Genomic DNA, 11,342 nt, shown 5'->3' with positions numbered 1-11,342 from the left:
ACGAGCTTTGAGATTGGCCACCGCTCTTTCTAAAAACGAATGAATCCGTCATTCCGACGAGCCTAGGCGAGATCAGGAATCTAATATCAACGTGCTGTGAAGCCAGAGAAAATCCCCTCTGCTACAGCACTTTTTGTTGGTAGATTCTGAATCACGCTCGTCCCTTGCTGTTCAGAATGACGAACTTTAGGATTGGCCTCAGTTCTTTCTAAAAACGAATGAATCCGTCGTTCCGAAGAGCCTAAGCGAGATCAGGAATTTAATAGCAAAATGCTGTGAAGCCAGAGAAAACCCCTCTTCCACAGCACTTTTTTGTTGGTAGATTCTGAATCACACTCGTCTCTTGCTGCTCAGAATGACGATATCTATCATTCAGTAAATTACATCAAGCGGTCTTCATCACTACGACCGCAGCAATCACCACAAAGATACCAAACCAGCCGATTGGCTTGAGTTTCTGCTTAAAAAGCAAGGCTCCACCCACTGCGGTACCCAAGATACCGATCGCACCCCAAGAGGCATAAGCAATGGCTAAGTCGATCTCTTTCACCGCTTGTGCCAACAGCGTGAATGCTGTCAGTACCAACACAATCGCCGCAATGCCCCAGCTTTTATATTTAAAACCTTTTGAGCGTGTCAGCGCCATATTGGCCATGATATCGACCAAGGCAGCCATCACGACAAATCCAAATGACATCGTAAAAAATTGACTCATGATTCGCACCTTGTACTAGTAGAAAATGAACGTTCTTTTGCCGGTTTATCGGTGTTTTTCTTGGCGTTAGGTTGACCATGTGATTCCCCTAAGGTCACACACACAATGCCAACAACGGCTAACATCAAACCAAACAACTCTTGACGATTTAAATTGGCATCAAAGGCGATGATCGACACCACGGTGATCAACGAGATACCTAACCCTTCCCAGACAGCGTATGCCACACCTATCGATATTTTCTTCGCGGCAAACGCGAGAAAGTAGTAAGAGATTGCGATCAGCACATACATTACGATGTAGCCCCACCACCCGTGCCCTTGTCCGATAAGAGACATAGTGCTTGTGCCAGCCACTTCGGCAACGATGGCGAGCAATAAAAATAGACGTGCAACTAGCATGATTAATCCTCCATCAGAAATTAAAAAAATGCATAACGGAGAATGGTGAATGTCGCGTACCTGTATCGACATTCAAAAAGTTAAAAAGATAAAAATAAGCCACTTCTCCTGACTATTTGAGATAAGATTAGCGCTGGGTAGGAAAAAGAGACAGGTAATTGAGATATTCATTTTTGAATATCTTAAGAAGTAAGTTGTCTATGTAATCACACAACATTGATAAGGTTAAAGCATCTACTCTCATTCAGCCGATGCCATAAAGTGACATCACTGCGTAAAAATCAGCGGCGTATTGAGGGTTTGTCGCACCACTTTATGCAGGTGTCTGTGCAAAGGATGGTTGCGGTTGGTTTGAAGGAAACCGCCAGAGACAACAAACTGGCTAAACTCACGATTAACGGGTGGCATTGCGTAAGAGGCGAGTTCTGGCATCAACAATGCTGAGCTTTGACTGGCATACATAATCGCGTCGGTTTCTTGCAACATTTGGCAAGCCAAACGCAAATTATAGGACTTCAGTAACACTACTGGCTCATAACCCATGCGTCGATACTCGGACTCCACGGTACAAAGCGGTTTATATGACGCAGGCGCAGGCAAAGAGACGAGTGGTAGTTTGGACACCGTGTCCCAATCATTGCTGACTTTCGACAACGTTGGGTGGTTTTTGCGCGCCAAAATCACTCGTTTTTCAACGAATAACGGGCGCATGTAAATGTCTTTCGACAGCTCGGTCTCTTGGTCAAGAATGCAGTAATCGTGCTCGCCTTCTAACATTTCATCGTGCGAGTAAGTATTCCAGCTGGAAAAGGCAAAGTGCGCTTTGGGAAAGGCTCGATGACAACCAGTGAGCAGTCGCTGCCCTTGTTCATCCATCAAATAAGGGTCAGTTACAATCGCAATCTGCCCTTGGTATTGCAGTGGGTCGAACACTTCAAATTCTTGCACCACTTTTTCCAGTGGTGCAACCATATTGTCGAACTCGGCGGCGAGACGAATCGCCATGGGTGATGGCTCTACCCCATGTGCTTTACGCACAAAAAGCGGGTCATCAAACACTTGCTTCAACTTCATCACGCCGCGGCTGGCGCTCGGTTGAGAAATGCCAAGCTGCATTGCGGCCAGCTTGATGCTGCGGTTTTCCACCACGGCTTTTAATAAACGCATTAAGTTGAGATCCAATGCATCCAGCTGATGTGCCATACCCTAACCTACCAATACCATTGATGAGCGAATACAAAGAGCAGTTAACAATTAGTTAAACACTCTCTCCCGACGTGATCTGATACCCCATATCGAAGACTTTTTCTTCTTGCGTTTCGCCTTTCAGGCGCGCAATTAATAACTCTGCGCTCTTTACACCAATTTGGAAACGCGGCGTATCAACGCTGGTCAGTTTCGGGCTGATGGTTTGACCGATATCCAGCGCGTTATAGCCCGCCACTGCCAATTGCTGTGGAACTTGAATGCCACGTTGCTGCGCACTCAGCATGGTGCCAATTGCGATGTCATCGTTGGTACAGAACACCCCATCGAGCGTTGGGTGCATTTCCAGTGCGCGTTCGAGCAAATCATGCGCTAAAGAAAAACTAGAATGATCACCAGTTAATACATGTTTGGGTTCTAGCCCTGCTTCTGTCATCGCGCGATCGTAACCTTGCATCCGCAATTTGGTTCGCGTATCCAGACGCGCGCCAAAATAGACGATTGTACTCTTCCCCGTATCTAGCATCTGCTTAACCACGGTGTACGACGCATCTTCATGATCGAGTCCAACCGCCATATCAATCGGCTCCGATGGCAGTTCCATGGTTTCGACCACCGGAATGCCCGCATTTTTGATCATCTGTAATGTACGCGGCGTGTGATGGCTTTCAGTTAGAATAAGCCCATCGACTTGATAAGAGAGTAATGACGCGATCTTGCGCTCTTCTTCAAGCTCATCGTAGCTAAAATGCGCTAAAAGCGTCTCATAGCCATTGGCTTTGGTCACCATCTCTATGCCCTGAACAAAGGAAGCAAAAATTTGGTTGGACAAAGACGGCAGTAAAATACCAATGGCTTTACTGGAGGACTTTGACAACATCGCCGGTGCACGGTTTTCGATGTAACCCATCTCTTCAATCGCAGTCGCAATCTTGGCCCGAGTCTTTTCTGCCACCGATTCAGGGTTACGCATATAGCGTGAAACGGTCATCTTCGTGACGCCAACCTGGTCTGCGACATCCTGCAATGTCGTACGAGTTTTCTTATTCTGTTGAGCCATAAATATGTGATTTATCAGTAATGTTACAAGTAACATTATGACGAATAGACTCTCTGCCGACAAGCTCAGTGAAAATAATTCGCAAAATCATGACGTTATTACTCCACTAGCCATCAAATTGCGTTTCATGGATTGTGAATCAAAACCGAATAAATAAATGACATTTATATCAAAGTTCTTATAAAATGCCGTACCTAAAAGAATAAGACATTAGTCACAGTGCAGTTAGGCTCTAGCGAAACCCAGATTTACTACCACCTGCTTGATCTGGACGACTCCCAAAAGCAGCAATACCTCCAAGCATTGCAACGAAGTCAACCTGAGCTGTATCGACAACTCGTTCCTCTTTTAGCCAACGAGACACCGGAAGAACAACTAACGCAGTTACTTTATTTTGGTGCTCATCAGGCTACGAACCAAGACGTCGATCTAAGCGGAGAAATCATCAGTAAGTACCGCCTAACTCATGAGTTGGGGCGTGGTGGCATGGGTGTCGTATACGCCGCTCTACGTGCAGATGAAACGTTCGAGCAAGATCTGGCTATCAAGTTTATTCAAAGCAATTTGAGCAATGTGTTAGGGCAACGCGCACTCTTCGATGAAGCTCAACTTCTCGCGCGTCTAAACCATCCTTACATCGCGAAAGTGTTTGACGGCGGTCTCCATCAAGATTCGGTTTACATCGTGATGGAGCGGGTGTTTGGTCAAACTTTGGATGAGTATCTATCTGAAAATAAGCTAGAAAAAACGGAGAAGCTGCTGTTGTTTAAGCAGATCTGCCAGGCGATGGAGCACGCCCACCAGCACCAGGTTTTGCATGCCGATCTAAAACCAGAAAATATACTGATTGATCGTAGCAAGCGTCCCAAGCTGCTTGACTTCAACTTGACTCAAAAAGCGCACTCCAACCGAGAAGATTCACCCTCAGCGCTGATTGCGTTTAGCCAAAATTTTGCCAGCCCAGAGCAGCAAGCAGGACAGGTTCTAACAGAGCAAAGCGACGTGTACTCCTTAGGCAAAATTCTCGCTTTGATGTTTCCATCACCAACAATTTGGTCTGATGTTTACTGGGTGATAAGACGCGCAACGCGTCCTGCCACTCAAATGCGATATATCAATGTTCGAGCATTGCGCATTGATATCGAACGAATTATCGAACGCCGTCCAATCGAGCAGAAAAAAAACTGGCCATTGTATAGCGCCTTTCGCTTGGTACAACGACGTCCCCTTGCTTCGGTATTGTCAGGCATCATTGTGCTCTCTGGTGTGTTATTTGGCAGCGCCATGATGCAAAAGAATATCCAGCTGCAACAAGAGAAGAAGATTGCAGAAGATATGATGTACGAAATGACTCGCCTCATCTTCCACGCGAAGGGGCAAAATGTCGAACATCTCTCAGTGAACTCCATGATGGAGTTAACACGAAGGCGGATACTCTCTAACCCAGATATCCCCAAACATATAAAACAAAAAATGTTGTTGGCGATGATGACACCGGTGCCAGAGAAGCACCTAACTACACCAATGAGTTGTCAGCCAAATTGTGCGTCTAAGGACAGCACCAACCAATAAGGCTTAAAACAAGATGTATACACGTTCAGTGGTATTTTGGCTGTCTGCATTGACGGCTACGTCCACGTTGGCAGCAGACGTTTCAGCTGCCACTTCACACCCACCAGCTTCAACCTTGAAGCAAGGCTACTTTATCGACGCCCCAGTGACTGGCCTGTATTACAAAACCAGTTCCAATATCACTGGCGTCACTCAGCAAGGAGCATTTCATTACCAACCCGGTGATGTAATTAGCTTCTTCCTTGGTAACGATGATAAAGGTTATCTGCTGACGACCTTATCAAGCCAAGAAGTGCTGACGCCGACGATGGCGACAACCAAACCTAGCCGCAGCATCAATATGACGCGTCTGCTGCTTTCTCTCGACAGCACGCCTGAGAATCGTGAGGAAATTGTCCTAGCAAACCGTGTGCTGTCTGATCCTCACTTTCAAAGCCAGCTCAAAGGCCTTGATCTCAATTACCTAGATGACGCTAAACGCTACCTCAATCTCGATTGGGTATCTGTCAATGAGGCGATTGAGCACCTAAACGAAAGCCAGCAGTACATTGAAAAAAACTTTTCCTCTGATGAGATCATTTTTGAACCTCGCGACATGACGTTCAAAAACATCGTCATCAAAAAGAAGGATTGGCAAGGCCGCGCTTGTGCTTACGATCTACGCTATCAGCATCATCCCAAATATCGTCCTCCTATTGGTGAAACTCGATTCACTATCACCAAAGACTCATTGATTGAACACCCAAGCATTGGCGATCATTTTCAAGGCTGCTTCCTCTCGATGAAGCGCCCTATCACGGAAGATGTCGTCGAACCGATAAGCAAGTTTGCGGATTGGTTTAATATCGTTGGTTGTTCAATCACAGGGTGCACCCGCAACGACTTGAATGGCTTCTCTCTCGAAGACTTCGATGATGAAGGCGACTGGAAGTACCGCTCCGTTGCCCTCAATTTTGATCCGAGCACCGAGTTATTGATGGAAAAAGTACAAGGTCTCGGGCGTAAAAAAAACATCCAACACAATAACCGTACAGAAATGCTCTGGTTTACGTATCCCAATACTAGCGAACACGACATTGACTACCTCGGTGTGTGGCAGCAAACCGAATACCACCAACAGTCCATGACACAATCGTGCCTATTGATGCGCCACCAACAAGTCATGCGACTGCCGCAAAATACGGACACCTGCCCAACCGATACAAGCCTGTACACCCAAGATGTTACCCGCGAATTTGCCGACATGTGGTGGGTCAACAATAGCGCCCCCAAAGCCGAACTCGCGCAAATGAACGTCATGGTACGTTGGTCAACAACCCCATCTGAAATCAATTACACCACCTGGGAATACTTGCCAGCTGGTGCAACTTGGGAGCAAGGCATTTTATATCGCTATCAACAAAATGTTCTGCGCAACCAAGACGGTTCCGATCGCATTGAAACCCACACCATTTCTGAATTTGTCAAAGTGAGCGAGGATGTATAACCATGGCAACAGCAGTAGCACTGACACAAATCATTCAACAATGGCAATCTGGTGATAAACGAGCTGAGAGCGAGCTCTATCAGTTTGCTTATTTACAGTTGCGTAAGATCGCCCAGCACGAGCGTGAACGAAATGCAGAAAAGTACGGCACCGACAACAAAGTACTGGCAGACAGCGTCAACAGCACCACGGCATTAATTCATGATGCTTACCTGAAAATGTCCAACTGCGACATGAGTGAAATTGAAACAAAGCGCGATTTCTTTTTGATGGCCGCCAAAGTGATGCGTCAAATCTTGATCGACAACGCACGCTCGCACCAAGCACAAAAGCGTCAACACATTACATTGATGAGAGATGAAGAAGATCGTTTCGAGCAATTGATTATCATGGATAAAGCTCTGGATAGTTTCAGTAGCCGCTATCCACGCCAATCGAGCGCACTCAAACTCAAGTATTTAATGGGCATGAAAAACCAAGAAATCAGTGAGCTACTCGAGTGCAGCGCAAGCCTGATAGAGAAAGACCTCAAATTCTCTCGCAGTTGGCTACAATCACGAATGGCGCACACGTAATCATGAACAAAAAGCTTTGGATAATCGGCGCAGTATGCGTCGGTTTGTTCGGTATTTACTTCATTTCAAACAAACACAATTTGGCATCTGTGAAAGACTCGTCAGACAACGCCGACAAGTCAACCCAGCAAGCACATCGTCAATATGAGCGCACATCTTTAGTTGAAGTAAAGCAAGCGTTGACAGGTTCTGCGTTGGATCGCACTCCTAAAAAAACGGGAGATGACGCATTTAACTCCGCCCTTTTAGGACAACCAGGCCCTGTTACGAATCCATTTCATACCACAGAAGACAACACGTTTTACGAGTCAGCATTGGGTGATAAGAACAGCCGACCACAAGAGGCCCCATCAGAGAATAATAAACCCATCATCAACCTCACTGTGGAACAGCAGCTACAAACCATTATTTATGCTTGGGAGCTGAAACAAAACTCTCCGGTGAGTTATTCGCTCAACCTTAACCAGCTTTTTGAAGACCCAGATGGCGATCTCCTCACCACTCAGATTTGGCTTGAAAACGCCAATGGGTTAAGAGTCCTCAACCAAGGACAAATGATGGTGCAAGGAGCGCCTGAGGAAATAAAAACCACCACATATTTGGCGGTAGCAGCGCGCGATGATTATCACGGTAATAGCGATCATGCATGGGTCACAACGCGCTTTGAGTTACCCGTTATCACACCCGATCAAAATGACACAGAACACCCGTTAGTTGGCGATGTAGTTTATCGCCTAGAGACAACACAAAATCTTGCCGGTATCGCGTACGCGTATGAAGTGGTGTATTGCGAGGCCTTTCAGTTTGAGGGGGGCGAAGTAAATTATGCCGCCTCACACAACAAACGCCAGTGTCCTGAAAAGGGAGACTTGAAAAAAGTGGGCAAGTACAAAATCAGTGATGACTCGTTGATCGTTTATGTCCAAGGTGTACGCCAAATTTGGACCATCAAAAAAGAATACCCATCTCAGGTTCATGAAGATACTCGGAACTACTTCACCACCGTGTTTGATGGTAAACAATTCGAAAGCTACACCATGCAAAAAAACAAGCAATCGATGGAAAAACGCATCAATGCACCGACAGGACGATATCTGCATCAAATCTCCTTTTTTGATTATTTGCTACCTCTCCCAAGTGGGGGGTATCTGGTTGCTGAAGTTGGCAATTATATTTATCACTATGGTACTCAAGTCATTGGTCCTCATGGTGAAAGCATCGAATCCGATTTCAATTTACACACTTATGGTCCTAACCTGTATTGTAGCGATGTCGCCATTTGGTATCACAGCCATGTCATTGCTGGTCAAGGAGACTATCAAATCGACATCATATCAGACCCTAACCCAGACGATCCGACTTACCAAATTGATTGCCACGAGTTCATCAGCACCCCCGCTACTGGACAACAATCGTTATCGTTTGATCTTAACTATTCCCCTTACGACGAGCTACTTGATGGCGAGGTGTATAGCTACATTTTACGTCCAAAACCTGAGCTCGCTGATCGCGTTGAGGAATTTAAGATCAACATGATTTATCACGCCCCTGTCGTTAGCGACACCCAATAAACCTTTTTTACAGGTGGTTATTTTAACAAAACAATCATTTCCAAAATAAAACTGGAACCGTGATCAAATTATAAATTTTCCATCATAGACAAAAAATAGAAATAAATTTTACGGGTTTTGTGCGGATTTTCGTGTCTTGAACCTAAGCTCAATAGTCATTAAAAAGACACCACTCTCTTATATCTCACTAGTGAGATATAAAGAAAAAAATAATAAAAAAAGCGACTTTCTCATTCGGAAACGAAACAAGGACAAATAAATAATGAATAAGGTGAGTTTACTAGCAGCGTCAGTGGCTATCGCTCTTACAGGCTGTGGCGGTTCAGATGGTGGTTCAAACAGTGCTAACGACGGCGTTGTGATCACAGGTTTTGACGGCTACTTCAAGCATGCCGTTGTTTTTGAAGATACGAACAACAACGGCCAATGGGACACTCAAGAAACATTCCTTGGTCTGACCGATGAGAAAGGTCAACTGAAATTGGATGCAAAACCAGAAAGCACTCTAGCGCTACAGACCATCACACCAAACGGTTCAAAGCAGAAACAGCTCATCGCCTTGGATGCGAAAGAGTACGCTGGCAAATACACGGTAGATATGGATCATCCAGGCCAAGCTATGGCGCACGAAATCGTATTCCGTGCACCAACATCATCAAACGTGATTTCACCTATCACGGATCTTGTGGCGATTGAAATGGCAAAAGATCCAGCCATTAGTGAAGAAGACGCGAAAGCGAAAGTAAACCAAGCGCTAGGAGGCTCAGAAGAAGCACCAATTGATCTGTACAGTGATTTTGTTGAAGGTGCGACAAAAAACGCCGAACTACATAAAACCGCTCAGATTCTGACCGACTCGAAAGCACAAAACCCAACGAATTACGAGAAAAAAGCCACGGAGTTTGCTCAAGCGGCAAACCAAGAAGTGGAACGTCTTGTTGCATCTGGCGAAAACATCAATGACCCAAATCTACGTCCAATCATCACTGACGCGACCCCAGACAGCGACACCTTAGCACCTGAAACGGCAGTTAATAACAAGCTAACCGTAAACAAAATCGTCGAAAAGGCAGCTAAAGATAAGCTAGAAAAACTACCAAAAATCGTACAAGGCGTGGACTTTGATGGCTTAGAGCTAGACATTGAAGGTCTATTTGCAGACAAAGACCAAAACCTTGTGACAACCAAACTGACGCACAACTTTGCAGGCACAGGCATTGAAGTTGTGCAAACTGGCAACCTGATTGTTCTACATCCAACTGCAATCGTAGAGAAAGCTGGTGATTTTGAGATTGTTCTAACGGCGCAAGACATTGATTCGTCAGGTAAGGTTTTGGGTACGGTAAGCACCGTATTTCAGTTCGAAATCGAATCGGCAAACTTACCACCAATGGTTGTAGAAACAGAACAAGCGCGTCTGCAGTCCATCGTTGATGGTTGGTACCTACAACAAGGTGAAGTGTTTGAACAAACACTCGATATTTCTGGTTTGTTCCAAGATAAAGACGGTCAAATTACCGACTACTCAGCGGACTATGTAGACATTGAAGGTCTAACAGTATCTGAGGATGGTAATGCAATTATCACCATTAAAGGCACACCAACAAAAGCAGGTGAAGCTGGAGCAGTACTTGCGATTAGCGCGACAGATGGCCATACCGCGGTACAAATTGCGCTCAGCATGCCAACGGTTATCGAAGGCGTCACACCACCACCAGTAGTACCGACTTTGGGCTTCACTCACGAGCACTTCAACGGTCAAGAATGGAAAATGGGTAGCTTTGCACAGAAAGATGGTGAAATTGGCTACGCCATGTTGATGCAAGATTCTGAAGGCCTACTATTCTGCTGGGGTTCAAACCACGATGAGATGAATCAAGAGTACAAAGCGAACATCAGTGACTTCCTAAAAGACACATGGGAACACGATGCTTACGCCATTCTTGCCGATCTGGACCAACAAACTGGTTACACGGAATACAACAATAAAGACTGTAACGACGTTGAGCTGAAAGACGGTAAGCTATACAACAGCTACGGCGACGAGTATGAAATGTTGTACCAGCACAAAACCGAGCATAACGGCACTCAAATGATCGTTAAAATCTCAGATGATGAGCTGTTCTGGATGGACTCAAGCAATACCCCATTCGCAGAATCACTTTCGGTTGCAGAACACATCAAACAAGGCACGGTAGAGCATGACTTGATGGTAGAAAGTAATGGCACAGGCGACGACACAGTCCTGAAATACTCGTCAGGTGCGTACGAATACGACACTGATACTTACAACTACACTTCGTTCATGCCAACAGGATTCCAAACTCCAGGTAATTGGGAAATCCAGAATGATGAAGACCGTGAACTGCTGATTCTAGAAGAAACAGGCTCAGAGTCAGATTACAAAACTCGTCATCGTTACATCAACCGCGATTTTGGTGACTTTTATATTGGTATTCGTTGGAGTAAAGAACAAAACGGTCATGAATCCGCACCGGAATATGGTCTGTACTCTAACAGCAAAGAAGCCATGACAAGCATCGCGAGTTCACTACCGATTTTGGAGCCTGGTGATGATGACTAAAGCAACCATCGTTAACCCTTGCTGTGATAGCGTGCATTTGCGTAGAAGACGCAGAACATTTTGGGAACGATTGGTCGGCATCAAAGAAGTGTATATCTGCTCTAACTGTCACAAAGAAACGCCACTCAAATAGCGATAATATTTGAGACCGCAAAAAAGCCCCGAACTCGGG

At 45.5% G+C, this 11,342-nt stretch carries 9 protein-coding genes; 5 read left to right on the top strand and 4 right to left on the bottom strand.

Annotated elements, in window-relative coordinates; genetic code table 11:
- Nucleotides 1-385 precede the first annotated feature (385 nt).
- From R7E42_RS11850 to R7E42_RS11835, 4 genes are all read right to left on the bottom strand, one after another.
- Nucleotides 386-715 (bottom strand): SMR family transporter, encoded by a 330-nt coding sequence (locus R7E42_RS11850; RefSeq protein WP_085570076.1) that lies wholly within the window; start codon nucleotides 713-715, stop codon nucleotides 386-388.
- Complete coding sequence (locus tag R7E42_RS11845) at nucleotides 712-1,116, bottom strand: SMR family transporter (RefSeq protein WP_086046418.1); 405 nt, start codon at nucleotides 1,114-1,116, stop codon at nucleotides 712-714. Before R7E42_RS11845 ends, R7E42_RS11850 begins: the two co-directional genes overlap by 4 nt.
- A gap of 267 nt (nucleotides 1,117-1,383) precedes the next feature.
- Entirely contained in the window at nucleotides 1,384-2,319 is a 936-nt protein-coding gene (locus tag R7E42_RS11840) for a LysR family transcriptional regulator (protein ID WP_005379132.1), read from the bottom strand.
- 55 nt (nucleotides 2,320-2,374) lie between these two features.
- Nucleotides 2,375-3,382, bottom strand: a complete 1,008-nt coding sequence (locus tag R7E42_RS11835; RefSeq protein ID WP_161440835.1) for a substrate-binding domain-containing protein — start codon at nucleotides 3,380-3,382, stop codon at nucleotides 2,375-2,377.
- Nucleotides 3,383-3,601: 219 nt separating this feature from the next.
- On the opposite strand from R7E42_RS11835, the gene R7E42_RS11830 reads away from it, so the two are divergent.
- The 5 genes from R7E42_RS11830 to R7E42_RS11810 all read left to right on the top strand — a co-directional run bounded on the left by R7E42_RS11830 (nucleotide 3,602) and on the right by R7E42_RS11810 (nucleotide 11,170).
- Entirely contained in the window at nucleotides 3,602-4,954 is a 1,353-nt protein-coding gene (locus tag R7E42_RS11830) for a serine/threonine-protein kinase (RefSeq protein WP_053349772.1), read from the top strand.
- A gap of 13 nt (nucleotides 4,955-4,967) precedes the next feature.
- Nucleotides 4,968-6,440, top strand: coding sequence for a chromosome partitioning protein ParA (locus R7E42_RS11825; RefSeq protein ID WP_213880937.1), 1,473 nt, complete (start codon nucleotides 4,968-4,970; stop codon nucleotides 6,438-6,440).
- A 2-nt stretch (nucleotides 6,441-6,442) separates the two neighbouring features.
- Nucleotides 6,443-7,015 (top strand): sigma-70 family RNA polymerase sigma factor, encoded by a 573-nt coding sequence (locus R7E42_RS11820; protein WP_005379118.1) that lies wholly within the window; start codon nucleotides 6,443-6,445, stop codon nucleotides 7,013-7,015.
- 2 nt (nucleotides 7,016-7,017) lie between these two features.
- Nucleotides 7,018-8,586 (top strand): hypothetical protein, encoded by a 1,569-nt coding sequence (locus R7E42_RS11815; protein ID WP_318072697.1) that lies wholly within the window; start codon nucleotides 7,018-7,020, stop codon nucleotides 8,584-8,586.
- 262 nt (nucleotides 8,587-8,848) lie between these two features.
- Complete coding sequence (locus R7E42_RS11810) at nucleotides 8,849-11,170, top strand: acid phosphatase (RefSeq protein WP_285334746.1); 2,322 nt, start codon at nucleotides 8,849-8,851, stop codon at nucleotides 11,168-11,170.
- Nucleotides 11,171-11,342: the final 172 nt, after the last annotated feature.

This window comes from Vibrio sp. Vb1337, assembly GCF_033338715.1.
Taxonomy (GTDB): Bacteria; Pseudomonadota; Gammaproteobacteria; order Enterobacterales; family Vibrionaceae; genus Vibrio; species Vibrio alginolyticus.
This window is presented reverse-complemented; position numbering and strand designations above follow the sequence as displayed.